Origin of the sequence: Sphingomonas sp. ID0503 (genome assembly GCF_048565625.1) — a bacterium.
In the GTDB taxonomy this organism is placed as follows: domain Bacteria; phylum Pseudomonadota; class Alphaproteobacteria; order Sphingomonadales; family Sphingomonadaceae; genus JBLZUR01.
Map to the genome: position 1 here is coordinate 2,059,052 of NZ_JBLZUR010000002.1, position 21,544 is coordinate 2,080,595.

Sequence of the window (21,544 nt, forward strand, 5' to 3'; positions counted from 1 at the left end):
TAGGACAGCGTGATGCCCCTTGCCTCCGATCACCGCCCCACGCCGTTCGCCCCGAGCTTGTCGAAGAGCCAGAGATCACCGTCTCACTGGCGCTTCGACAAGCTCAGCGTGAACGGGCGTGGGGGGGTGGAGCGAACGAACGCGGAAGCCATACGCTCGCAAGGCGCTTGCGCTGGCCCCCTTGTTCCCTGCACAACCGGAGGGAAAATCAAGACGGGATGTGTCCATGCTGCTCAAGCCCCCTGCCCTCCTCGCCGCCATCGCCGTAAGCCTCGCGGTGCCTGCCGCCGCTGCGGAGGTGAAGGTCACGCCCGCGATCGCCGCCGCCGTCGCAGGCCCCGCGCGCACCGATGCCGACAAGGCGCGCGACCGCTATCGCCATCCGGCCGAAACGCTGAGCTTCTTCGAGGTGAAGCCGGGCCAGTCGGTGGTGGAACTCTATCCCGGCGGTGGCTGGTTCACCCGCATCATCGCGCCGCTGGAGAAGACCGGGCAGTACACCGCCGTGGTCGGCAACGAGAAGAGCAAGGGCGCGACAGAGAAGATGCTGGCCGATCTCGGCGACAAGGTGGGCGCCACCAAGGTGGTCGTGTTCGACGGGCAGAAGGGCAGCGAGTTCGCGCCCGCCGGCACCGTCGACCGCGTCCTCACCTTCCGCAACATCCACAATCTGGTCGAGGGTGGTCAGGCCGAGGCATTCTTCGCCGCCGCGTACAAGGCGCTGAAGCGCGGCGGGCAGCTGGGGATCGAGGAGCACCGCCTGCCCGAAAGCGCGCCGGCCGAGCGCGAGACCAAGAGCGGGTACATGAAGATCTCGACCGTATATCGTCTGGCGACGGCGGCGGGCTTCACTCTGGTCGGATCGTCGGAGATCAACGCGAACCCGAAGGACACGGCGGACTGGCCCCAGGGCGTGTGGACGCTGCCACCGGTACTGGAACTCGGCGACAAGGACCGCGAGAAGTATCTGGCGATCGGCGAAAGCGACCGCATGACGCTCCGGTTCGAGAAGAAGTAGCTCCGAAGCGGTCACCTGCCGCAAATGCGCTCGACACGCACCGTTCGTGCCGAGCGAAGTCTAAGTACGGGCTTCAGGCGAAGCGTTCGTTACCCGTCCTTCGACTTCGCTCAGGACGAACGGAGTTCCCGCGCACGGGCGGTCACTTCACCAGCTTGTCGATCTTGTCCTGCAGCCCCGAGAGCTGGGCCTTGAGCGCGGCGATCTCGTCCTCGGCAGCGGTGCTTGCGGCGGTGGCCGGCTTGCCCTTGGCCACCGCAACATTCGCGGTCTGGAACGCCTGGGCCGCCGCCTCGAACATCTCCATGTTGCGCTTGGCGATGTCGGCAAAGGGTCCGCCGGCGAAGGCCCCCTCCATCGCGGAGCGGAACTGCGCCTGATTACGGCGGAACGCCTCCATCGAGGCCTCGAGATATTGCGGCACCATCGACTGCATCGAGTCGCCGTAGAGCGAGATGAGCTGGCGCAGGAAGCTGACCGGCAGCATCGTCTGGCCCCGGTTCTCCTCCTCCATGATGATCTGCGTCAGGACGGAGCGGGTGATGTCGTCTTCTGACTTGGCGTCGATCACCTTGAACTCGCGACCGTCGCGCGTCATCTGGGCGAGATAGTCGAGGGTGATGTAGCTGGAACTCTCGGTGTTATAGAGCCGCCGATTGGCGTACTTCTTGATGATGACCGTTCCGCCATCCGACACCGACTTGGCCATGCCGACCCACTCTCCCGTTGAAGAGGCACAGTAGCACCGATGCTTGCCGCACCGCAACACGGCCCGCGCCCCCTGCCCCTGTTTCTCAGCATGGTGCAGCATGAGACCGCAGCAAAGCCGGAGCGGATGGCGCGCATTCTTGAGGGCCTGCGCGCCTATCAGGAAGCGCCGCGCATCAACCGCGTCGAGAAACCGCCGGTGGTGGCGCGGGCGGGCCGGGCCATGCTGCGCAGCTATGGCGACGAGGGACGGCCGCTGATTGTCGTGCCGTCGCTGATCAACCCGCCCGACGTGCTGGACCTGTCGGAGGCGAACTCGCTGCTGCGCTGGCTGGCGACGCAGGGGGTGAGGCCGTTTCTGGTGGACTGGGGGGAGCCGGACGGGGCCGATCGCGACATGACCGTAGCGGGGCATGTCGAGGCGCTGCTCACGCCCCTCCTCGCGGACTTCGGGCCGGAGACGATCCTGGCGGGCTATTGCATCGGCGGCACGATGGCGATGGCTCTCGCGCAGACGCGGCCGTTCGCGGGGTTAGGCCTGATCGCGACGCCCTGGGTGTTCTCCGGCTTTCCCGACAGCGCGCGCGCGACGATGGCGGGCCTTTGGGGGCAGACGCATCTGATCGCCGAGCGGCTCGGCTATCTGCCGATGGAGGTTCTGCAGACCGCGTTCTGGCAGCTCGACCCCGCGCGGACCGTGGCAAAGTTCGAGCGGTTCGCCGGGCTGGAGCCGGGATCGGCGAAGGCGCAGGAGTTCGTCGCGATGGAGGACTGGGCGAATGCCGGCGCGCCGCTGACTTACGGCGCCGCGCGGGAGATGCTGGAGGACATGTTCGGGCAGGACCTGCCGGGTACGGGCCGGTGGATGGTGGCCGGCGAGGCGGTCGATCCGGCGCGGATCGCCTGTCCGGTGTTCAACATCGTCTCGCGAGGCGACCGTATCGTGCCGGCGGAGAGCGCCGCGCCGGTCGGCGAACGGCTGGACCTCGACCTCGGCCATGTCGGCATGATCGTCGGCGGCCGCGCGCGCGAAGCGATGTGGGAGCCGCTGGCGAGCTGGCTGCGCGCGCTAGGCTAACCTTCGTCCAGCGAGGTTCACCGCCAGAGCGTCGCCCGATATCGCTCGAAACAGCGCGCGCCGCAGGTCAGGCGGATCAGCGCACCCTCGGCGATCGCGGTGGCGCGGCGGGGGTCCTCCTCGACGGCGGGGCGGATCGCCTCGCGGTTCCAGTCGGCGCTGTGCTTGATGTCGAGATGAGCGTGGAGGTCGAAATATCGTCGCTCCTTCTCGCTGAGGCCGATGCGTCGCAGGCCCCTGGCAACCATCGCCGACCGACCGGGAGCGGTCAGCTCGATCACGCCGAGCGCGCCGACCGAATGCCAAGCATAGCGGCGCGACGTCGCCATCGCCGTCATCGCATTGGCAAGCGCCAGGCTCTCCCAGGCGGTGTTCTCGATGGACGGGTTGACGGCGAGCGTCTCAGCCAGCGCGTGGAGCATCGGGCCATGCATGCCCTTGACGTTGCCGCGCCCCATCTCGTCCCAGTAATTGCGGGCGAGTTCCATCTTCGGCTGGGTCGGCAGCTTGACCTGCGTGTAGGCGACGAGATCATCGAAGCCGGCTTCCCCTGCCGCCTCCTGTTCGAAGAACCAGCGCAGTTCGTCGCGTGTCGCCTCTTCGGCGAGCCAGGGGAACAGCGGATCGCCCTGACCCGGGCCATCCTGCATCAGTCCTTCGAACCAGGCCATGAAGCCTTCGACATCGGTCGGCGCCTCGGCGGCGCGATCGGCGATCTCGGAGCGAAGCTCCTCGACGAACCCGCCCTCAAGCCGAAGCATCCGGCCATCGCGGTCGAGCGTCTTCTGCCAGTCGTCCTGCGGGAAGGCGGGGGCGAGCCGTTCGCGGTTCCAATGGGCAAGGCCGCGCTGAAAGCTGTCGGTCAGAAATTGCGAAGAGCGAGAAGCCCCTTCGTCCAGACGAAGTCTGGTCGCCATGTAGAAACACCCTGTCGTTGAAGTCGGGGTTTGAACGCCCTCGATTTCATGGGGTTCCGCCTACTGGATCGGCCCTTCGGCCCGGCCCTGGACGAACTGGTCCACATAGGGGTTGCCGCTGTCGTACAGGCGGTCACGCGGGCCGTGCCAGATGATCCGCCCCTGATAGAGCATGGCGACGCGATGCGCGATCTTGCGCGCGGATGCCATGTCGTGGGTGATGGTGAGCGCCGTCACGCCGAGATCCTCGACCAGATCGATGATGAGGGCGTTGATCACGTCGGCGCGGATCGGATCAAGGCCGGTGGTCGGCTCGTCGAAGAAGATGATCTCCGGCCGGGGCGCGATCGCGCGGGCCAAGGCCACGCGCTTCTGCATGCCGCCGGACAGCTCGTTGGGGCGCAGGTTCAGGATCTTGCCGTCGAGGCCGACGCGCTCCAGATTCTCCTCGGCGATCTTGCGCATCTGCGCGGGATGGGTGTTGCGCCCCTGGGTGATGCCGAAGGTGACGTTGCGCCAGATCGGCATGGAATCGAACAGTGCGCCGCTCTGGAACAGCATGCCGAACTTCGCGCGGGCGGCGGCCATGTCCTTGGCCCGCGCGCCGACGATCTCCTGCCCGTCGATCTGGATCGATCCGCTGTCCGGCTGCACCAGGCCGAGGATGCACTTCAGCATCACCGACTTGCCGGTGCCGGAACCGCCGATGATGACAACGGACTCGCCGGGCTCGACCGAGAGGTTGACGCCGTCGAGCACACGGTTGGTGCCGAACGCCTTCACCACCTCGGTCAGCTTGATCTTCGGGCCGGGCATCAGCCGAAGGCCATGACGGTGATGAGGAGATCCGAGAACAGGATCAGGATGAAGGCCGAGACCACCGCGTCGGTGGTGGCGCGCCCCACGCCCGCCGCCCCGCCGGTCGTCGCGAAACCGTGATAGCAGCCCATCAGCGCGATGAAGAAGCCGAACACCGCCGCCTTGACCAGGGACATGACGACATCGCTGAATTCCAGGATGTTCATCGTGCTGCGCATATAGCCTGCGGGGTTGAAGCCGAGCTTGTAGACCGACAGCAGGAACCCGCCCCAGATGCCGATCGCGTTGGCGAGGAGGACCATCAGCGGCAGGGTCAGCACCGCCGCCACCAAGCGCGGCGCGATCAGGTAGCGATAGGGGTTGGTGCGCAAAGTCGTCATCGCGTCGAGCTGCTCGGTCACCCGCATGGTGCCGAGTTCCGCCGCCATGGCCGACGACACCCGCCCCGCGACCATCAGGCCGACGAGGACGGGGGCGAGCTCGCGCACCATGCCGATCACGACAATCGCGGGCACGGTCGATTGCGCGTTGAAGCGGGAGCCGCCGGTATAGATCTGCTGCGCGAGGGCCGCGCCGGTGAACACGGCGGTGAGACCGACGACCGGCAGCGAAAACCAGCCGATATTGGCGCATTGTTCGAGGAAGCGGCCGGGATAATAGGGCGGCGTCACCGCCCCCGCGATCGTCCGCCCGGCGAAGATGGTGACGCGGCCGATGCGGCGGAGCGTCTCAAGCACGCCGGCCCCGATGAAAGCGAAGATGGCGATGAGGCCGCGGGCAAGGTTCACGATCATGTCCACCGGCGCTGATAGCGGTGCCCGAGCGAAGTCAGCAACTCATATTGCGAGAGGCCCGATTGCGCCGCGGCGCGCGGCAGGTCGAAATCGATGGGCAGCCAGTCGCCCTCGGACACCGCCTCTCGCCCGATATCGACCGCCATCAGGTCCATCGACACGCGCCCGACCACCGGCATCTCGGCCCGCCCGGCGAGCACCCTGCCCGTGCCGGAGAAGCCGCGCAGATGGCCGTCCGCATAGCCGATGTTGAGGATGGCGATTCGTGTATCCTCCTTGCACTTGTGCGTGCCGCCATAGCCGACGGTCTGGCCCTTCTTCGCCTCGCGCACCTGCACCACCTGCGCCTCGGGCCGGACGACCTGAAGGATATGCCCCGCCGCCGCCTTATGGGGCACGCCACCATAGAGGGCGAGGCCGGGGCGGGTGAGGTCGAAGGCGTAGTCCTGCCCGAGGCAGATCCCGGCGGAATTGGCGAAGCTGCGGCGACGGGCTTTTACCGTCGTCGCGACCGGCAGGAACGCCTCAAGCTGACGCCGGCTCATCTGCCTCTCCGGCTCGTCGGCGGAGGCGAGATGGCTCATCAGCGTCTCTATGGCCAGACCGTCGAGCGCGCCTCCCGCCGCCTGGGTGAGCGACAGGCCGAGGCGGTTCATGCCGCTGTCCACCATCACGTCGCAGGCCCCGCCCCCTGCTTCCCTCCAGCGGTTCACCTGCTCGACCGAGTTGAGGACCGGCCGGGCGGGATGGGAGAGCGCGAACGCCATGTCCTCTGCACGTACGCCGTGCAGCACCGAGAGGCTCAGCTCGGCCGGCCACTCGCCCAGCGCCTCGGCCTCGGCCCAGGTCGCCACGAAGAAATCCCGGCACCCCGCCGCCGCCAGCCGCTCCACCACGCCCCGCGCGCCGAGGCCGTAGCCGTCCGCCTTCACCGCCGCCCCGCAAGCCGCCCGCCCGCTCGACCCGGCGAGCCAGCGCCAGTTGGAAACCAGCGCATCGCTGTCGAAAGTCAGGCGGAGGGGGGAAGGCACAGTCACCGGCGCGGCGATAGCGACGGGATGGCGGCTGGTCGAGGCGGGAGTTGTCGGGCTTGGTGGTTTACAGGTCGAAGCGAAGATGCGCCGTCAGGCGGCTGCCGATGTGGCGGTCGTCCACGGCCGGGGCAGCTTCGTCGCTGTCGATCGAAGTTGCGGTGAAGCGCAGGCCGGCGGTCAACGGACCACGGACATGCTCGGCGGACAGGTGGTAGTCCCAATACGAGCCACCGGGCCGCAGGCGGGCGGCGCGCAGGCCGTTGCGGGTCTCGCCCGAAGATCGCCCCGCGCCCGCCCGGAAGGTCCAGGGCGTGCCGGGCAGCGCCAGTTCGGCATCGGCGGCGATGTAGAGGTCGTCGCCGCCGATCGCGTTCTGGCGCGGCGCATAGGCCAGCGACCCGCCGAAAACGGCTGGGCCGATCTGGTAGGCCGCGCGCGCGGTGACCTCCGCATAGTTCAGGGCGGAGCGGTCTGCGAAGGCATGGCCCAGCAATCCCGCCGACAACCGCCATCCCCCAAGATCGTGCCGGTAGCGCAGCCCGGCGTCGATGCCGAGGTCTGCGCCACCATGCCGCGCGCTCCCGCGCAGGGTCGAGGCGGCAGCCTCCAGATCCAGCCCGCCGGTCACCGGCAGGTAGCCGGAAGCGGTGAGGGCCGGGCGACCGTCACTCCAGCTGAGACCGCGCCGCCTGTCGTCGCTCGCGACCTCGATCGACAGGCCCGGCGCGGCGATTGCCTGCGCGCGCGCCGGGCCCGTCGAAAGCAGCACTGTCGCAAGGGCTAAGGCCCCGGCGGCGTGACCGCGTGTCAGTTGGCGGACGCCAAAGCGTGCGCTGCGTCGATGTCGGCCAGCATCGTCGGCCGGTCCGCCGCGATCACCTCGGCCAGCAGCCGCTCGACCTTTGCGGGCTTCACCGGTCCTTCCTCGCCAAGGGCGTGGCGGGCCTGCTGGCAGTTGCCGGGATGACTGCCCTCGATCACGCGGGATGCGGGAATGGTGCGATCATGCGCCTCGGTCTGGCCGTTGCGGCGGATCGAGCGCTCGAACGCGACCTCGGTCGTCCAGCGGCACCGTTCGGTGCTCGGTCGCGTGCCGACGGACATGCCGACCGTCTTGTACGTCGTCCGAACCTGAGGGCGGTAGCTGACCTCATAAGACACGCCACGATGCTGAACGACGGCCTCCTGCGGCACCGCCGCCACGGCTGTCGCCGCGTACAGCGCCATTGCGAGATGGATCATCCTCTTTCTCCTTCTGATCTGCCTAATCGCAGGGCATAGATGCCTACGAAACGAGCAACCGAGATAACGCGAGGAATGTTTCCTAACTGTGTGAATGTCGTATGTTATTGTACAAGGAGCGCAAGAGCCGATCGGCGACATGCACGTTTTCCGGGCATTCCGCCCGCGTTCAGCTGACGGAGCGCTCCATCGGCACGAACCGCACCGGCGTCTCTCCCGCCTCAACCACCACTTCCGCTTCGCCGTCGAAGCCAAGCCGGCGGTAGAACGGCACGCCCGGCAACGTCGCCATCAGCTCCAGCCGACTGAACCCGGCTCCGGCTGCGGCGGCTGCGCAATGGTCGAGGATCGCCTGCCCCACCCCGCGCCGCGCGAACTCGGGTGCTACGAAGAAGGCGCGGATCTTGGCGGCATCGGTAGCGGGGTCGAGGAACCCGCTCTCCCGCCCGGCGAAAGCGTCGCCGCCGAACAGGGTGCGCCTGCGGCTCCACCCCCCGCACCCGGCGACTTCGCCGTCCACCTCGGCGATCACATAGGTCCCGTCGGAGACCAGCTCGCTGTCCACGCCGAAGATATGGGTGATCAGCGCCTCGATCTCCCCGGGACTGTAATCGCCCGTGCTCAGGCCGCGCGCCGACCGCGCGATCAGGTCGTTCAGCGCCGGGATCTCGTGCTCTCGCGCGGGCCTGAGCGTGATCATCGCGCCACCGCGATCCGCTTCGCAGCCGTTGCCCCGGCGAGATCGCCCGCGCGCAGCCGCAGCTGCAACCCGCGCCGTCCGCCGTTCACGAACACCGCCGCCTCGTCATCCACCCCGGCATCCAGCACCACCTCGGCCCGGCCCTTCTGCCCGAGCGGGCTCACCCCACCGACCTTGTAGGCGGTGAAGCGCTCCGCCTCCTCCACGGTCATCATCCGCGCCGCCTTGGCCGCCAGCCCCCGCGCCAGCTCCTTCATCGCGATCTCCCGATCCGACGGCAGGATGACGCAGACCGGCCGCTCGTCCACGCGCGCCATGATCGTCTTCAGCACGGCCGACGCCGGGACCCCCATCGCCTCCGCCGCGGCGATCCCGATCCGCTCGGCAGACGGATCATAGGCGTATTCGTGCTGCGTGAACGCCACCCCGGCCTTGTCCAGCGCGGCGGTCGCCGGCGTCCCCGCCATCAGAGGCTCGGCGGAGTGCCGGGCAGCACCGGGTCGAGCCCCCGCTCCCGCATCGCCGCCTGCCAGCGCTCCAGCGCATCCCAGTAATAATCGAAGATGCAGGGACAGCAGCCGCGATGGCAGCACTCCCAATCCTCGGGCTTCACAGGCGGCTTTGGCGGCGGGTTCACGGGTTCAATAAAGACCGGAAATGCGGGCTTGGTCCACCCCTAAGCCCCACCTACGCTCCTGCCTCCCATGTCCGTTCAGGCTGAGCCTGTCGAAGCCCAGCGCGACCGTGCGGCGCTGGCCCTTCGACAAGCTCAGGGCGAACGGGCGTTGCGCGGGTGCGGTCCGTAAGAGACCCGCCGCAACATCCACTCCATCGGCCCCATCGGAAAGCGCCGCAGCCAGGCGAGGCAGAACAACGCCGTCAGCACCCAGATCCCGGCCGCGATGCCCATCAGCCCGGCGAACCCGATCGCCCCCAGCACCCCAAAGCCGTAGAACAACACCGAGGTCAGCACCGACTGGAGGCTATAAACCGTCAGCGCCATCCGGCCGAGCGCCCGCAGTGGCCGCGCCTGCCCTAGCGCGCCGCCGCGGAGCAGCAGCACCACCGCCCCGATATGCCCCATCGTGATCAGCAGGCGGGCCGGCTCGTACACCCCCTCCTCCCACATCATCAGCAGCGCATCGGGATGGTCGAGGTCTGTCACGAACCCGTGCCGGCCCATCATCGCCAGTGTCGCCAGCCGCAGCGGGATGCCGATCCCATAACCTACTGCCACCATCGCCCGATATACGGCGGGCGGCGCGGCCCCGGTCAGCACGCCGGTGCGGAACAGCATCATGCCGATGGCCATGAACGCCACGGTTTCGAACAGCCAGGTCCAGCTGTCCGCCCGCAGGTTCCACTCCGCCCATTTCTCCTCGCTCCACAGCAGCACGCCGGGAAAACTGGTGCGCTGCGCTTTCTCGGCCGCCACCGCCTCGGCCGACGGGTGCAGGTAAGCGGCGTACTCGGCGCGCGCGGCGACGACCCGCCGTTCCTGTTCGGTCTCCGGCCCGCCCCGCGCGATCGCCGCCGCCGCCACCTCCAGAGTCCGCACGCGCCCGCTCGCCTCGAAGGTCTTGTAGGCGGACAGCATGATCAGGATGATCGCCGCCAGGGCCACCAACTGTCTCGGCTCGGCCTTGCGGAGGAGCAGCAGCAACAGCCCGGCCCAGCCATAGCACCACAGGATCTCGCCCGGCCAAAGGAACACGGCGAACTGCGCGATGCCGAGCGCGAGGAGGCCGATGCAGCGCCTGACCCACAGCCAGACCGCCGCGCCGTCATCCTCGCCTGCCTTGCCGAGCATCATCACCATGCCCGCGCCGAACAGCATGCTGAACAGCCCTCGCATCGTCCCTTCGGCGAGCGTCGACTGCAGCCCCCAGGCGATCCAGTCCGGGTTCCACCCCGGCGCGCTGCGCGGCGTCTCGGCATCGCCGATCGACCCCATCGCCACGACGTTGATCAACAGGATCCCGCACACCGCCACGCCGCGGATGACGTCGAGTGTGTCGATCCGCTGGCGAGAGGCGGTGGGGACGAGAGTTCGGGTCATAGATGCCAAGATCGTCCCCCGGAGGGGAGGCTGAACTCACTCCGCCACCAAATCCTGCTCTTCCGGGTGCCGTTCCACATAGGCGGCCACGAATTCGCAGGCGGGGATGATCTTCAGCCCCTTCGCCCGCACGTCGGCCAGCGCGCCCTTGACCAGCCGGCTCGCGATCCCCTGCCCCTCCAGCTCCTCGGGCACCTCGGTATGGACGAAGGCCAGCGCGTGGCCGCGCGGGCGATAGGCGGCGATGGCGATCTTGCCGTCGACTTCCAGCTCGTAACGGCTCTCCGCCGCGTTGTCGCGAACGTCCATGCTCATCGTCCCTCAGCCTCGATGCTGGCAATGTAGGAAAACCCGTGCCAAGCGGCCAGCCATGCAATGGGCGCGCGGCATATTCGTCTCATCGAGATCTATCCCGCCGCATGCGGGACGCGGGCTAAGTTGCGATGCGAACCACAACTTACGCAACTTAGCGCCCCGATGACCGCCACCCGCTTCACCCCCGCCGCCTGCCCGCGCCTGATCGTCAAGGTCGGCTCGGCGCTGCTCGTGGCACCCGAGGGCACCGTTCGGCGCGACTGGCTGGCGGGCGTCGTCGCCGATCTCGCCGCGCGGATCGCCGCCGGGCAGCAGATCGTCGTCGTCTCCTCGGGCGCGATCGCACTCGGCGCCCGCCGCCTCGGCCTCGAACGCGGCGGGCGCGCGAGCCTTGAGGATGCGCAGGCCGCCGCCGCCACCGGCCAGATCGCGCTCTCGCAATGCTGGGCCGAGCTGCTCGGCCAGCACGGCCTCACCGCCGCGCAGATGCTCGTCACCCTCGACGATCTCGAGGACCGCCGCCGCTACCTCAACGCCTCGGCGACGCTCCACCGCCTGCTCGGCCTCGGCGTCGTGCCGGTGGTCAACGAGAACGACAGCGTCGCCACCGCCGAGATCCGCTTCGGCGACAACGACCGCCTCGCCGCGCGCATCGGCCAGGCGGCGGGGGCGCAGGGCGTGGTGCTCCTCTCCGATATCGACGGCCTCTACACCGCCAATCCCGGCCGCGACCCGCACGCCGCCTTCGTGCCCGAAGTCACCCGCATCAACGCCCGCATCCGCGCGATGGCCGACGGCGGCTCGGCCTCGGGCATGGGGTCCGGCGGCATGGTGTCGAAGATCGAGGCGGCGCGCATCGCCACCTCCGCCGGCGCGCATCTCGCCATCATCTCGGGCAAGCGCGGCCATCCGCTCGCCGCCTTCGACGCCGACGAGCGCGGTACCGTCTTCGTGGCGGAAAAGGGCGCGTCGGCCCGCAAGGCGTGGCTCGCCGGCCGGCTGACATCACGCGGGCGGATCACGGTGGATGCAGGCGCGGCCAAGGCGCTTGGGCAAGGCCGCAGCCTCCTCTCGGCCGGGGCGACCGCGGTCGAGGGTAAGTTCGCGCGCGGCGACGTGGTCGACATCGCGGACACGGACGGCCACGTCATCGCGCGCGGTCTCGCCGAATACGACGCGAGCGAGGCGGCCCTTATAGCAGGCCGGCGCAGCGACGCGCTTGCCGACATCCTCGGCTACGCCCCGCGCGCCGCCCTCGTCCACCGCGATCACATGGTCCTGCTGTGAGCGCCCTCGCGATCACCGGCGGCACCGGCTTCCTCGGCTCGCACCTTATCGACCTCGCCATGAAGCGCGGCATCCCTGTCCGCGCCCTCACCCGCCGTCCCCAGCCTGCGCGCGAGGGCGTCACCTGGATCGAAGGCGCACTTGACCGCCCCGACAGCCTGCGCAAACTGGCGGAAGGTGCCACCGCCGTCATCCACGTCGCCGGCGTCATCAACGCGCCGACGCAGGCCGGCTTCGACGCGGGCAATGTCGCCGGCACCGAGGCGATGCTTGCCGCCGCCGAAGCAACGGGCGCGCGCCGCTTCGTCCACACCTCCTCGCTCTCCGCCCGCGAGCCAGCCCTCTCGATGTACGGCGCGTCCAAGGCTCGCTCGGAGGATGTCGTCCGCGCCTCCGCCCTCAACTGGACCATCGTCCGCCCACCGGCGATCTACGGCCCCCGCGACCGCGAGATGCTGGAGCTGTTCCGCATGGCGCGCCACGGCTTCGTCCTCTTGCCCCCGCGCGGGCACCTTTCGGTCATCGCGGCGGAAGACCTCGCGCGCCTGCTCCTCGACCTCGTTCCCGCTGAAAACACCACCGGCCGCCTCTACGAACCCGATGACGGTCGCGAGGGCGGGTGGAGCCACCACGATTTCGCCCGCGCGCTGGGCAGGGCGGTCGGCCGCAAGGTCGTGCCCCTCTCCACCCCTGCCGCGCTCCTCCGCCTCACCTCCCGCTTCGAGGGGCTGTTCCGGCGCGGCGCGGCGAAGCTCACTGCCGATCGCGTCCGTTATTTTTGCCATCCGGACTGGGTTGCGACACCAGAGGCCCACCCCACCGCCTCGCTGTGGCGCGCGGAGATCCCGACGCCGGACGGCCTCGCCGCCACCGCCGCCTGGTATCGACGGGAGGGCTGGCTAAGGTAGCGCCCGCTCCATGAACACCACGTCCAGAAGCCGCCCGAACTTGAACCCGGCGTCGTGCAGCATCCCGCAGCGGACGAAGCCCGCCCGTTCGTGCAGCCGGATCGATCCGGCATTGGCGCTGTCCCCGATCACCGCGAACATCCGGCGGAACCCCGCATTAGCCGCCGCGGGAACCAGCGCCTCCAACAGGGCAAACCCGACGCCCCGCCCCCGCGCGCTGTCCAGCACATACACCGCATCCTCCCCCGCGAACCGGTACGCCGCCCGATCCCGGAACTGCCCGCAATAGGCGTAGCCGAGGATCACCCCACCTTCCTCCGCCACCAGCCACGGCCACCCCCGGCCGGCGATATGCGCCATCCGCGCCGTCATCTCCTCAATGGAAGGCGGTTCCTCCTCGAAGGTGCCGGTGCCGTGGAGGACATGATGCGCATAGATGGCCGTTACGGCGGCGGCGTCCTCTTGTCTGGCGGGCCTGATCTGCATGAAGAGGGCGTTAGCTCAATCGACCAGCGAGGCGGAAGATGCTCGACCGGATATTCACCAAGATCTCGACCCGCATCGCCGCCTTCGCCGGGCAGCCCGCCTCCTTCGTCGTGGCGATCCTGCTCATCCTCGTCTGGGGGCTGAGCGGCCCGGTATTCCACTATTCCGACACCTGGCAGCTGGTCGTGAACACCGCGACGACCATCGTCACCTTCCTGATGGTCTTCCTCATCCAGAACTCGCAAAATCGCGACGCCGCCGCCATGCAGGCCAAGCTCGACGAGCTGATCCGCGCCGTTGACAAGGCGCGGGGCCAGTTCATCGGCATCGAACATCTCAGCGACCGGCAGATCGAGACGATTCGCGACGACCTCGAAAAGGAATGCGCGGAAGAGGAGGCGCGGACCGGCAAGCCCTCCAGCGAGGAAACTGTGGAACGCCTCCGCCGCCGCTACTGACCGCGCAGCCCTCCCCATGTCACGTCACCCCAGCGAAGGCTGGGGTCGCTCGAACCAAGGACCACCCGATGCCAGCCTTCGCTGGGGTGACGAACTTGAATGGAAAAGATGGTGGTAAGCGGTCGTTGCATTACAGAGCGTGTGCTGCTCTGATCCTCCCCTGGAAGGGGAGGGGGACCGCCGCCGCAGGCGGTGGTGGAGGGGTAGCGCACCACATGCTGCACGGTCCGAAATCAACGCAAAAGCGTGCAGCAGTGCTCCGCCGGACCATGACCTTGCCAGAGGTACTCTTGTGGCAGGCATTGCGCGGACGACCGGCCGCTTTGCGGTTCCGGCGTCAGCATCCGGCAGGACGCTATATTCTGGACTTCTATTGCCCCGCCGTCCGACTTTGCATTGAAGTGGATGGTGAGGTGCATGGCCGGGGAAATCAGCCTGCCTGGGACAAGGAACGCGATGCGTGGTTGCGGTCACAGTCAGTTCGCGTCCTTCGTATCCCCGCAGGCGAAGTGCTGCGGGATGTTGAGGCCTGCGTGCTTCACATCGTGCGTGTCGCTCGCGGAGACTACCCCTCCACCGCCTGCGGCGGTCCCCCTCCCCTTCCAGGGGAGGAATAGAAGCGTCCGCCGTTGGGCCTTTATCGCCGCTACCCCTAACTACTCTTCGCCGCCCCCTCCTTCTTCGCAGGCACCTTCTTCGCAGGTGCCTTCTTAACCGGCGCCTTCTTCGCCGGGACAGCCTTCTTCGCCGCCGGCTTCTTCCCCTTCTTGGCCGGGGCCGCCGCCGCGCGCGCGTCGACCAGCTGCGCCGCCTCCTCCAAGGTCAGCGCGTCCTTGTCGATCGTCTTCGGCAAGGTCGCGTTGGTCGTGCCGTCGGTGACATAGGCGCCGTAGCGCCCATCCATCAGCTTTAGCTCAAGCTCGGTGCGCGGGTGCTTGCCGAGTACCTTCAGCGGCTCGCGCGCTGCCCCGCGCTGCGGCCGTCCGCCGCCCGCCGCTGCCTCGGCCAGCTTCACCACCGCCGCGTTCATGCCGACCTCGAACACCTCGGCGGTGGAGGTCAGCCGCGCGTACTTGCCCGAATGCGCCAGATACGGCCCGTACCGCCCGATCGAGGCGGTGATCGGCTCGCCCGTCTCCGGATGCTTGCCGACTTCGCGCGGCAGGGACAGCAGCTTCAGCGCGAGGTCGAGGTCCAGCTCGCCCGCGTCCTTGGGGATCGAGGCGCGCTTGGCGTCCTTGCCGTCGCCCAGCTGGATATACGGTCCGAACCGACCGGAGCGCTTCGACACCTCAAGCCCGGTCGCGGGATCGGCACCCATCACCTCCGGCCCGCTATCGCCCGCCGCACCCTCGCCGCCCTGGCCGAAGCGCCGCGTAAACTTGCACTCCGGGTAGTTCGAGCAGGCCACGAACGCGCCGAACTTGCCGCCGCGCAGCGCCAGCTGCCCGTTGCCGCAGGACGGGCAGAGGCGCGGATCGGCCCCGTCCTCCCGCTCCGGAAACAGATAGGGTGCCAGGAACTGGTCGAGCGCCTGCGTCACCTCGGACGGCTTCTGCTCCATCACCTCGGCCGTCTTCGGCTTGAAGTCGGCCCAGAACGCCTCCAGCACCTTCTGCCATTCGGCGCGGCCGCCGGAGACGTCGTCCAGTTCCTCCTCCAGCCCCGCCGTATAGTCGTAGCTGACATAGCGTTCGAAGAACCGCTCCAGGAACGCCGTCACCAGCCGCCCGCTCTCCTCCGGGTAGAAGCGGTTCTTCTCGATCCGCACATAGGACCGGTCCTTCAGCGTCTGCAGCGTCGCCGCATAGGTGGACGGCCGCCCGATCCCCAGCTCCTCCATCTTCTTGACCAGGCTCGCCTCGGAATAGCGCGGCGGCGGCTGGGTGAAGTGCTGCTCGGCCTTCACGCCCTTCACCGCCGGCGCGTCGCCCTCCTTGAGGCGCGGCAAGCGGCGGCTCTCCTCATCGGCCTCGTCGTCGCGGCCTTCCTCGTAGAGCGCGAGATAGCCGGGGAAGAGCACCACCTGACCCGTGGCGCGCAGCACATGCTGGCCGGTCCCGTCCGACAGGTCGACCGTCGTCCGCTCCAGCCGAGCCGAGGCCATCTGGCTCGCCATCGCCCGCTTGAAGATCAGGTCGTAGAGGCGCGCGTGGTCGCCCGAACCGGCGCTGCCCTTGGCGAAGTCGGTCGGCCGAATCGCCTCATGCGCTTCCTGCGCGTTCTTCGCCTTGGTCTGGTACTGGCGCGGCTGGTCCGGGACGTAGCCCGCATCGTAGCGGTCGGCGATCGCCTTGCGCGCCGCCGAGATGGCGCTGCCGTCCATCTGCACACCATCCGTCCGCATGTAGGTGATCGCGCCGTCCTCATAGAGGTTCTGCGCGATCCGCATCGTGTGGCTGGCCGAGAAGCCGAGCTTGCGCGCCGCCTCCTGCTGGAGCGTGGAGGTGGTGAAGGGCGGCGGCGGGTTGCGGGTGAGCGGCTTGGTCTCGACGGAGGAGACGGAGAAGCGCCCGCCCTCGACCGCGGCCTTGGCGGCGAGCGCATCGCTTTCCTCGCCGATCGTCAGCCGGTCGATCTTCTCGCCCTTCCAGCGTACCAGGCGGGAGAGGAACGGGATGCCGTCATGTTCCAGATCGGCGGTGACCGACCAGTATTCCTGCGGTTTGAAGACCTCGATCTCCCGCTCCCGATCGACCACCAGACGCAGCGCCACGGACTGCACCCGCCCCGCCGACTTCGCCCCCGGCAGCTTGCGCCACAACACCGGCGACAGCGTGAAGCCCACCAGATAGTCGAGCGCCCGCCGCGCCCGATACGCGTCAATCAGATCCTCATCCAGTCCGCGCGGATTGGCCATCGCCTCCAGCACGGCCGGCTTGGTGATCGCGTTGAACGTCACCCGCCGCACGTCCTGCGGCAGCGCCTTGCGCTTCTTCAGCACCTCCTGGACATGCCAGCTGATCGCCTCGCCCTCGCGATCGGGGTCGGTGGCGAGGATCAGCGCGTCCGCGCCCTTCGCCTCGTCGGTGATCGCCTTCAGCTGCTTGGCCTTGTCGGCATAGGCTTCCCACTCCATCGCGAACCCCTCGTCGGGGTTCACGGAGCCGTCCTTGGGCGGCAGGTCGCGGACATGGCCGTAGGACGCGAGGACGCGGTAATCCCCGCCGAGGTATTTCTCGATGGTCTTCGCCTTGGCGGGCAATTCAACGACGACAAGCTTCATAGGTCCGACATTTCTCTCACGTACACGCGCGAGGGTGGCGGGACGGCAGGACGATCGTCAAGCCGGTCGCGCCGAACCCGCGGCTCGCTAGTCATGCTGCGCTGCAGCAATAAAATGTCACGGCCTGCTCAAACTCCATTGCGATCGAACGCTTAAATGGCAGTTTCGCATACCTTTTTTATGGCGCATACCCGATGCGAGACAACCTGATCGAAGCCCTGCTCGGCCGTATTATCCTGGTCACGTTCGGTGTCGGCATCCTCGCCTTCCTGGTCGCGGCCGACCGCACCGACTGGTTCAACATCCGTCCGGCCACGGGTGCGACGGTTGCACTGGCGCAGGCGAGCGCCGACCGGCCGTCCGCAGGCCCGCAGCGCTGAGGCGATCCGGCGAACCCATGAGCGTTATCGCCTGACCCCATGATCGTCACCGCCACGCCGCGCATAAAGCAGATCCTGCGCGAGATCTGGAAGCCGCTGGTGGTCCTCGGCCTCTGGGACGTGATCGTCACGGTCACCTATTACGTGACGCCGTTCCATGCGCCGGACCTGCCGCTCACCATCTTCGGCTCGGTCCTGGCCCTCTTCCTCGGCTTCCGCAGCAACTCCGCCTATCAAAGGTGGTGGGAGGGGCGCGGGCTTTGGGGTCTGATGATCAACGCCAGCCGCAACCTGGCGCGGCAGGCGCGCAACTTCCTCCCGGATCCGGAGGCGCGCGACATGAAGCGCACCATCGTGCTGCGGCAGATCGCCTATGTGAACGCGCTCCGTTGCCAGCTGCGTCGCCAGAGCCCGGATGCGGAGGTGCTGCGCTTCCTGTCGAAGGGCGAGGCGGACTATTCGCTCCGGCGGGCCAATGTCGCGAACGGCATCGTCGACGGCACCGGCCGGCGCATCGACATCGCGCGGCGCGAAGGCTGGATCGACACCATCCAGCAGACGCAGATGGAGGCGATCCTCGTCGACATCGCCAATGCGCAGGGTGGCATGGAGCGGCTGAAGAACACGCCGCTGCCCAACCAGTATCGCTTCTTCCCGACGCTCTTCACCCACCTGTTCTGCATCCTGCTGCCGATCGCGCTGGTGGAGACGCTCGAGGTCGCCACCCCGCTCGGCTCGACGCTGGCGGGCATGATGTTCCTGGCGGTGCTCGCGATCGGCGACGATCTGGTCGATCCCTTCGCCAATACGGTTCACGACCTTCCCCTCACCGCCATGTGCCGCACCATCGAGATCGACCTGCTCCAGGCGATCGGCGAGGAGGCGCCCGAGCCGATGAAACCGGACGCGCATGGGGTGCTGTGGTAAAGGCGTGATCCTCTCCCACGAGGGGAGAGGGAGCAACGCACCGGAGGTTCCATGCCCGACCGCATCCTCGTCCTCTACGGCTCCTATCGCCGCGACCGCATGGGCATCCGCCTGGCCGATTACCTCGTCCGCAACCTCGCCGCGCGTGGTGCCGAGGCCGAACTGGTCGACGCCAAGACCGTGAACCTTCCCATGCTCGACCGCATGTACAAGGAATATCCGAGAGGTGAGGCTCCGCCAGAGATGGAGGCCCTGGCGGAGAAGATCCGCACCGCCGACGCGTTCGTCTTTGTCATCGGCGAGTACAACTGGGGGATGCAGCCCGGCCTCAAGAACCTGACCGATCACTTCCTGGAGGAGTGGTTCTGGCGCCCCGCCGCCATCGCCAGCTATTCGGCCGGCCGCCTGTCCGGCGCACGCGCGAACAGCCTCTGGCACGGGACGCTGTCGGAGATGGGCATGGTGGTGATCAGCAGCACGCTGACTGTCGGCCCAATCGCGGCGACGCTGGACGTGGAGGGCAATGCCACCGGCGACGCCGGCAAGTCCCTCGACCGCGCCTTTCCCCGCTTTGCCGACGATCTCGCCTGGTGGACGGAAGCGGCGCGTGCGCAACGTGAAAGAACGGCGCCGCCCTACTGACGCGATGACGGCCGGATCAAGCCACGCGCAACGTCGGCTTGGCGTAGGCGACCGGTCCCTGTCCGGTGATCTGGTCCAGCTGGCGCCGCACATTCGCCGCCATCAGGTTGACATAGGTCCGCGCCGTCTCGTTCAGCCGCGCGGCCTCCTCGGCCAGCGCCTTCACTTCAGGCGTCATCTCGTCGCGCTGCACGCCATGCAGGTTGCCGAGCGAGCGTTCCTTGGTCGCCGTCGCGGCCACCAGAGCGTCGAAGTCGAAAGCCTTCAGCGCCGCGATCTCGTTGTTCAGAGACGCGATGACCGCCGTCAGTGCCTCAAGCCGCGTCATCGAGCCGCCATCCCTGCTCGAAGGCGATCAGCCGGTCGGCGATGGTGGAGGGCACCATCGGGAACTTGCCGTCCTGGATGGCCCGCTTGATCCGGGCGACCCGCTCGGAGTCCACCGGCGGCGCGGAGGCCAGCGACTTGGCCGTTTCCGAGGCGCCGCTGACCACCATGTCGGCGGTCTTGGTGACGCTCGTGGCGGCCGGCGTCTTCACGACCGCCGTCTCGACGCGCGCGACCTCCGTCCGCTTGTCCGCGATCTTCACCAGTCTCGATGCGATTGGATCGACCATGTTCCGTTCCTTCCCTCATGGAGAGAAACGGCAGGTGCGAACGAAGCTTTAACATCGTCACGAGATTCCCTGCGGCACGGTGGCGAGGCCGGGTTCGACGGCGACCGCCTGAACCGGCACCGCGCGGTCGTCGATCTTGATGCGGACCCGCGCGCCGGGCGCGGCGTCGGTCATCGCCACGCCATCCCGCGTGACGGAAAAGGCCCCGGTCGAAACCCGCACCGTCACCGCATCGCCGCGCCGGATCACCGGCTCTGCCGCTGTGGGGCGAGGTGCCGAAACCGCTTGAACCGAGGCGTTTCGGACCGGCGCCGCAGCAGCCGAGCCGCGCATCACCGGCACGAAGATGCGCCAGGCGGTCGGCCCCTTGCACTCGACGACGACCGCGTCCTGCCGCTCGCTGCGCCAGCTGATCGCCGGCTCCCCACCGCAATCGGCGAGCTTCAGGCGACGATCGATCGGCGCGCGCGGCCCGCCCTCCTGCCCCGGCAGGGCGCCCGCGAACATCGCGACGCGCATGTCGAGTGCGGAGAGGTCGACGGCGGCCTCAGCCGGCAGGGCGGCCGCAAGTCCGAACAGGGCGAGGACGGGAAGTTTGGTCATGGATCGTTCCCTCAAGATCACTGGAAGCGGACGCCGATATCGACGCGCGGGCGGCCTGCCGCCCGATGCGCCTCGATCTCGATCCGCCGTTCAGAAATGAAGCCTTCGGCGCTGAGGCCGTCGGCAATGGCCTCGGCATGGGCGGCTGCAGCGGCGAGGTTCGCGCCATAGCCGCTCACCACGATATGCGAGCGCGGATCGGCGGAGGCGGCGCGCGCCCATTGCGCCAGCGCGGCACGGTCATAGCCGGCGAAGTCGGTCACACGGTTGATGTCGACGGTCAGCGCCTCGGGCGCTTGCCCGAGGAACTCGGCACGGAGCCCGGCGGTCATCTCCGCCTTGGCCTTGTCGCCCCGGCCACTCACCGCCTGCACCATCGCGAAGAAACCGACGAGCAGCAGGGCCAGGTCGGCAAGGGTAACCACCCAATTGGACCGGCGCGGACGTGCGAGCGCGATCATGCCGCGATCTTCCGGCGGGCAGGCCGCGCCGAGACCTCAGTGCGGGCCAGTGCCACGATGTCCCGCTGTAGCGCGATCCGTGCCTCGTCCTCGATCGCGGCCAGCCGCGTCAGCCGGGCGGAGATTGGGCCAGCGATCCCATTGGCGAACACCGCGCCGTAAAGGGTGGTGAGCAGCGCCAGCGCCATCGCGGGTCCGACCTTGGTGACGTCCTCAAGATTGGCGAACATCTGAATGAGGCCCAGGATCGTCCCGATCATCCCCATCGCGGGGGCGGCATCGGCGACGGCGCACCAAAAGGCGGGAGCAACCGTGTGACGCCGACGACGCTCCTCATCCGCCCGCGTCAGCGTGGTGATGAGGGCGTCGAGCGGAACGCCGTCCACCGCCTGCGCGACGGCCTGATCGAGCGTCGCGTCGCCGGTCTTTTCATGTTCGATGGCAAGGAAGCCGTGGCGCTTGGCCAACCGCTCCAGCCGCACCAGCTCGGCCCGGCGATCCTCCAGACTGAACGGCCGCCGCATCGCACCGAGCGCGCGGAACGCGGTGACAAGGTCGCCACGCGTACCATGCAGCGCGGCCACGAACACGCTCCCGCCGCAAACCAGCAGGACGGCGGCGGGGTCGATCAGGCGGAGCAAGGGGGTCAGGTCGGTCACGCCGGGTATTCAGCAAGAGCGATGCCAATTTCCGCGTGCCTTGCCGGGCGGGTTGCGGCGGCAATGGTGGCGGCAAAGATTTGCCGGATGGATTGCCGCCTCTCGTCCTCGCGCGATCGTCAAACCTGCTTCTTCCGTTCGTGCTGAGCGAAGTCGAAGCACGGGTTTCTAAATGCGTCGCTTGCCACCCGTCCTTCGACTACGCT

The 21,544-nt window shown here is 68.2% G+C and carries 28 protein-coding genes; 9 read left to right on the forward strand and 19 right to left on the reverse strand.

Going from position 1 to position 21,544, the window contains the following annotated elements:
• Positions 1–226 precede the first annotated feature (226 nt).
• Positions 227–1,018 (forward strand): class I SAM-dependent methyltransferase, encoded by a 792-nt coding sequence (locus ACM608_RS11035; RefSeq protein WP_419683269.1) that lies wholly within the window; start codon positions 227–229, stop codon positions 1,016–1,018.
• Between the two features lie 142 nt (positions 1,019–1,160).
• Here ACM608_RS11035 and phaR read toward each other — a convergent pair whose 3' ends face one another.
• Positions 1,161–1,727, reverse strand: a complete 567-nt coding sequence (gene phaR, locus ACM608_RS11040) for a polyhydroxyalkanoate synthesis repressor PhaR (RefSeq protein ID WP_419683270.1) — start codon at positions 1,725–1,727, stop codon at positions 1,161–1,163.
• Positions 1,728–1,817: 90 nt separating this feature from the next.
• Between phaR and ACM608_RS11045 the strand changes: the two genes are divergently transcribed.
• On the forward strand, positions 1,818–2,804 hold the full coding sequence (locus ACM608_RS11045; RefSeq protein ID WP_419683271.1) for an alpha/beta hydrolase: 987 nt from the start codon (positions 1,818–1,820) through the stop codon (positions 2,802–2,804).
• Positions 2,805–2,821: 17 nt separating this feature from the next.
• On the opposite strand, the gene ACM608_RS11050 is transcribed toward ACM608_RS11045, so the two are convergent.
• From ACM608_RS11050 to ACM608_RS11100, 11 genes are all read right to left on the reverse strand, one after another.
• Positions 2,822–3,721, reverse strand: coding sequence for an iron-containing redox enzyme family protein (locus ACM608_RS11050; RefSeq protein ID WP_419683272.1), 900 nt, complete (start codon positions 3,719–3,721; stop codon positions 2,822–2,824).
• A gap of 60 nt (positions 3,722–3,781) precedes the next feature.
• Positions 3,782–4,537, reverse strand: coding sequence for an ABC transporter ATP-binding protein (locus tag ACM608_RS11055; RefSeq protein WP_419683273.1), 756 nt, complete (start codon positions 4,535–4,537; stop codon positions 3,782–3,784).
• The gene (locus ACM608_RS11060) at positions 4,537–5,334 is read right to left on the reverse strand and encodes an MlaE family ABC transporter permease (RefSeq protein ID WP_419683274.1); all 798 of its coding nucleotides are present in this window, start codon (positions 5,332–5,334) and stop codon (positions 4,537–4,539) included. Before ACM608_RS11060 ends, ACM608_RS11055 begins: the two co-directional genes overlap by 1 nt.
• Positions 5,331–6,365, reverse strand: a complete 1,035-nt coding sequence (alr, locus tag ACM608_RS11065) for an alanine racemase (protein ID WP_419685177.1) — start codon at positions 6,363–6,365, stop codon at positions 5,331–5,333. Before alr ends, ACM608_RS11060 begins: the two co-directional genes overlap by 4 nt.
• A 67-nt stretch (positions 6,366–6,432) precedes the next feature.
• Positions 6,433–7,137, reverse strand: coding sequence for a TorF family putative porin (locus ACM608_RS11070; protein ID WP_419683275.1), 705 nt, complete (start codon positions 7,135–7,137; stop codon positions 6,433–6,435).
• Positions 7,138–7,175: 38 nt separating this feature from the next.
• The gene (locus ACM608_RS11075) at positions 7,176–7,610 is read right to left on the reverse strand and encodes a hypothetical protein (protein WP_419683276.1); all 435 of its coding nucleotides are present in this window, start codon (positions 7,608–7,610) and stop codon (positions 7,176–7,178) included.
• A 169-nt stretch (positions 7,611–7,779) separates the two neighbouring features.
• Positions 7,780–8,310: a GNAT family N-acetyltransferase gene (locus ACM608_RS11080; protein ID WP_419683277.1), complete on the reverse strand. Its 531-nt coding sequence runs from the start codon at positions 8,308–8,310 to the stop codon at positions 7,780–7,782.
• Positions 8,307–8,777 (reverse strand): YbaK/EbsC family protein, encoded by a 471-nt coding sequence (locus ACM608_RS11085; RefSeq protein ID WP_419683278.1) that lies wholly within the window; start codon positions 8,775–8,777, stop codon positions 8,307–8,309. The genes ACM608_RS11080 and ACM608_RS11085 overlap by 4 nt, the downstream gene beginning before the upstream one ends.
• Positions 8,777–8,947 (reverse strand): oxidoreductase-like domain-containing protein, encoded by a 171-nt coding sequence (locus ACM608_RS11090; protein ID WP_419683279.1) that lies wholly within the window; start codon positions 8,945–8,947, stop codon positions 8,777–8,779. The genes ACM608_RS11085 and ACM608_RS11090 overlap by 1 nt, the downstream gene beginning before the upstream one ends.
• Positions 8,948–9,079: 132 nt before the next feature.
• Positions 9,080–10,369, reverse strand: a complete 1,290-nt coding sequence (locus ACM608_RS11095; RefSeq protein ID WP_419683280.1) for a DUF418 domain-containing protein — start codon at positions 10,367–10,369, stop codon at positions 9,080–9,082.
• A 36-nt stretch (positions 10,370–10,405) separates the two neighbouring features.
• On the reverse strand, positions 10,406–10,684 hold the full coding sequence (locus tag ACM608_RS11100; RefSeq protein WP_419683281.1) for a GNAT family N-acetyltransferase: 279 nt from the start codon (positions 10,682–10,684) through the stop codon (positions 10,406–10,408).
• Between the two features lie 162 nt (positions 10,685–10,846).
• Here ACM608_RS11100 and proB point away from each other — a divergent pair, with 162 nt between their 5' ends.
• Both proB and ACM608_RS11110 read left to right on the forward strand, forming a co-directional pair.
• A complete protein-coding gene (proB, locus tag ACM608_RS11105; protein WP_419683282.1) occupies positions 10,847–11,971 on the forward strand; it encodes a glutamate 5-kinase in 1,125 nt (374 codons plus the stop codon).
• Positions 11,968–12,879: an SDR family oxidoreductase gene (locus ACM608_RS11110; RefSeq protein ID WP_419683283.1), complete on the forward strand. Its 912-nt coding sequence runs from the start codon at positions 11,968–11,970 to the stop codon at positions 12,877–12,879. The genes proB and ACM608_RS11110 overlap by 4 nt, the downstream gene beginning before the upstream one ends.
• Here the strand turns inward: ACM608_RS11110 and ACM608_RS11115 are convergent.
• Positions 12,871–13,365, reverse strand: a complete 495-nt coding sequence (locus ACM608_RS11115; RefSeq protein WP_419683284.1) for an N-acetyltransferase family protein — start codon at positions 13,363–13,365, stop codon at positions 12,871–12,873. The two genes, ACM608_RS11110 and ACM608_RS11115, sit on opposite strands and share 9 nt — an antisense overlap.
• A 38-nt stretch (positions 13,366–13,403) precedes the next feature.
• Here ACM608_RS11115 and ACM608_RS11120 point away from each other — a divergent pair, with 38 nt between their 5' ends.
• Positions 13,404–13,823 carry a low affinity iron permease family protein gene (locus tag ACM608_RS11120; RefSeq protein ID WP_419683285.1) on the forward strand — a complete coding sequence of 140 codons (420 nt, stop codon included), beginning with the start codon at positions 13,404–13,406 and terminating at the stop codon, positions 13,821–13,823.
• Positions 13,824–14,092: 269 nt separating this feature from the next.
• Complete coding sequence (locus ACM608_RS11125; RefSeq protein ID WP_419685179.1) at positions 14,093–14,440, forward strand: endonuclease domain-containing protein; 348 nt, start codon at positions 14,093–14,095, stop codon at positions 14,438–14,440.
• Between the two features lie 35 nt (positions 14,441–14,475).
• Here ACM608_RS11125 and topA read toward each other — a convergent pair whose 3' ends face one another.
• Positions 14,476–17,049 (reverse strand): type I DNA topoisomerase, encoded by a 2,574-nt coding sequence (topA, locus tag ACM608_RS11130; RefSeq protein ID WP_419683286.1) that lies wholly within the window; start codon positions 17,047–17,049, stop codon positions 14,476–14,478.
• Positions 17,050–17,243: 194 nt separating this feature from the next.
• Between topA and ACM608_RS11135 the strand changes: the two genes are divergently transcribed.
• From ACM608_RS11135 to ACM608_RS11145, 3 genes are read left to right on the forward strand one after another with little or no spacing between them, the layout of a single operon-like run.
• Entirely contained in the window at positions 17,244–17,429 is a 186-nt protein-coding gene (locus ACM608_RS11135; RefSeq protein ID WP_419683287.1) for a hypothetical protein, read from the forward strand.
• 39 nt (positions 17,430–17,468) lie between these two features.
• Positions 17,469–18,356, forward strand: coding sequence for a bestrophin family protein (locus ACM608_RS11140; protein ID WP_419683288.1), 888 nt, complete (start codon positions 17,469–17,471; stop codon positions 18,354–18,356).
• A 51-nt stretch (positions 18,357–18,407) separates the two neighbouring features.
• Positions 18,408–18,998 carry an NADPH-dependent FMN reductase gene (locus tag ACM608_RS11145; protein ID WP_419683289.1) on the forward strand — a complete coding sequence of 197 codons (591 nt, stop codon included), beginning with the start codon at positions 18,408–18,410 and terminating at the stop codon, positions 18,996–18,998.
• 16 nt (positions 18,999–19,014) lie between these two features.
• On the opposite strand, the gene ACM608_RS11150 is transcribed toward ACM608_RS11145, so the two are convergent.
• The 5 genes from ACM608_RS11150 to ACM608_RS11170 are packed head-to-tail and all read right to left on the reverse strand — an operon-like array spanning position 19,015 to position 21,338.
• Positions 19,015–19,326 (reverse strand): flagellar protein FlgN, encoded by a 312-nt coding sequence (locus tag ACM608_RS11150; RefSeq protein ID WP_419683290.1) that lies wholly within the window; start codon positions 19,324–19,326, stop codon positions 19,015–19,017.
• Positions 19,313–19,615, reverse strand: a complete 303-nt coding sequence (gene flgM, locus ACM608_RS11155; RefSeq protein WP_419683291.1) for a flagellar biosynthesis anti-sigma factor FlgM — start codon at positions 19,613–19,615, stop codon at positions 19,313–19,315. The genes ACM608_RS11150 and flgM overlap by 14 nt, the downstream gene beginning before the upstream one ends.
• A gap of 57 nt (positions 19,616–19,672) precedes the next feature.
• On the reverse strand, positions 19,673–20,218 hold the full coding sequence (locus tag ACM608_RS11160) for a flagella basal body P-ring formation protein FlgA (protein ID WP_419683292.1): 546 nt from the start codon (positions 20,216–20,218) through the stop codon (positions 19,673–19,675).
• Positions 20,219–20,235: 17 nt separating this feature from the next.
• Complete coding sequence (locus ACM608_RS11165; protein ID WP_419683293.1) at positions 20,236–20,679, reverse strand: hypothetical protein; 444 nt, start codon at positions 20,677–20,679, stop codon at positions 20,236–20,238.
• Positions 20,676–21,338 (reverse strand): motility protein A, encoded by a 663-nt coding sequence (locus tag ACM608_RS11170; protein WP_419683294.1) that lies wholly within the window; start codon positions 21,336–21,338, stop codon positions 20,676–20,678. Before ACM608_RS11170 ends, ACM608_RS11165 begins: the two co-directional genes overlap by 4 nt.
• Positions 21,339–21,544: the final 206 nt, after the last annotated feature.

What these genes read in the sequence shown, in the direction of transcription:
- ACM608_RS11035 (WP_419683269.1), top strand. Translation starts at nt 227, where the DNA reads ATGCTGCTCAAGCCCCCTGCCCTCCTCGCCGCCATCGCCGTAAGCCTC.
- phaR (WP_419683270.1), bottom strand. Translation starts at nt 1,727, where the DNA reads ATGGCCAAGTCGGTGTCGGATGGCGGAACGGTCATCATCAAGAAGTAC.
- ACM608_RS11045 (WP_419683271.1), top strand. Translation starts at nt 1,818, where the DNA reads ATGGTGCAGCATGAGACCGCAGCAAAGCCGGAGCGGATGGCGCGCATT.
- ACM608_RS11050 (WP_419683272.1), bottom strand. Translation starts at nt 3,721, where the DNA reads ATGGCGACCAGACTTCGTCTGGACGAAGGGGCTTCTCGCTCTTCGCAA.
- ACM608_RS11055 (WP_419683273.1), bottom strand. Translation starts at nt 4,537, where the DNA reads ATGCCCGGCCCGAAGATCAAGCTGACCGAGGTGGTGAAGGCGTTCGGC.
- ACM608_RS11060 (WP_419683274.1), bottom strand. Translation starts at nt 5,334, where the DNA reads ATGATCGTGAACCTTGCCCGCGGCCTCATCGCCATCTTCGCTTTCATC.
- ACM608_RS11075 (WP_419683276.1), bottom strand. Translation starts at nt 7,610, where the DNA reads ATGATCCATCTCGCAATGGCGCTGTACGCGGCGACAGCCGTGGCGGCG.
- ACM608_RS11080 (WP_419683277.1), bottom strand. Translation starts at nt 8,310, where the DNA reads ATGATCACGCTCAGGCCCGCGCGAGAGCACGAGATCCCGGCGCTGAAC.
- ACM608_RS11085 (WP_419683278.1), bottom strand. Translation starts at nt 8,777, where the DNA reads ATGGCGGGGACGCCGGCGACCGCCGCGCTGGACAAGGCCGGGGTGGCG.
- ACM608_RS11095 (WP_419683280.1), bottom strand. Translation starts at nt 10,369, where the DNA reads ATGACCCGAACTCTCGTCCCCACCGCCTCTCGCCAGCGGATCGACACA.
- ACM608_RS11100 (WP_419683281.1), bottom strand. Translation starts at nt 10,684, where the DNA reads ATGAGCATGGACGTTCGCGACAACGCGGCGGAGAGCCGTTACGAGCTG.
- proB (WP_419683282.1), top strand. Translation starts at nt 10,847, where the DNA reads ATGACCGCCACCCGCTTCACCCCCGCCGCCTGCCCGCGCCTGATCGTC.
- ACM608_RS11115 (WP_419683284.1), bottom strand. Translation starts at nt 13,365, where the DNA reads ATGCAGATCAGGCCCGCCAGACAAGAGGACGCCGCCGCCGTAACGGCC.
- ACM608_RS11120 (WP_419683285.1), top strand. Translation starts at nt 13,404, where the DNA reads ATGCTCGACCGGATATTCACCAAGATCTCGACCCGCATCGCCGCCTTC.
- ACM608_RS11125 (WP_419685179.1), top strand. Translation starts at nt 14,093, where the DNA reads ATGACCTTGCCAGAGGTACTCTTGTGGCAGGCATTGCGCGGACGACCG.
- topA (WP_419683286.1), bottom strand. Translation starts at nt 17,049, where the DNA reads ATGAAGCTTGTCGTCGTTGAATTGCCCGCCAAGGCGAAGACCATCGAG.
- ACM608_RS11135 (WP_419683287.1), top strand. Translation starts at nt 17,244, where the DNA reads ATGCGAGACAACCTGATCGAAGCCCTGCTCGGCCGTATTATCCTGGTC.
- ACM608_RS11140 (WP_419683288.1), top strand. Translation starts at nt 17,469, where the DNA reads ATGATCGTCACCGCCACGCCGCGCATAAAGCAGATCCTGCGCGAGATC.
- ACM608_RS11145 (WP_419683289.1), top strand. Translation starts at nt 18,408, where the DNA reads ATGCCCGACCGCATCCTCGTCCTCTACGGCTCCTATCGCCGCGACCGC.
- ACM608_RS11150 (WP_419683290.1), bottom strand. Translation starts at nt 19,326, where the DNA reads ATGACGCGGCTTGAGGCACTGACGGCGGTCATCGCGTCTCTGAACAAC.
- flgM (WP_419683291.1), bottom strand. Translation starts at nt 19,615, where the DNA reads ATGGTCGATCCAATCGCATCGAGACTGGTGAAGATCGCGGACAAGCGG.
- ACM608_RS11160 (WP_419683292.1), bottom strand. Translation starts at nt 20,218, where the DNA reads ATGACCAAACTTCCCGTCCTCGCCCTGTTCGGACTTGCGGCCGCCCTG.
- ACM608_RS11165 (WP_419683293.1), bottom strand. Translation starts at nt 20,679, where the DNA reads ATGATCGCGCTCGCACGTCCGCGCCGGTCCAATTGGGTGGTTACCCTT.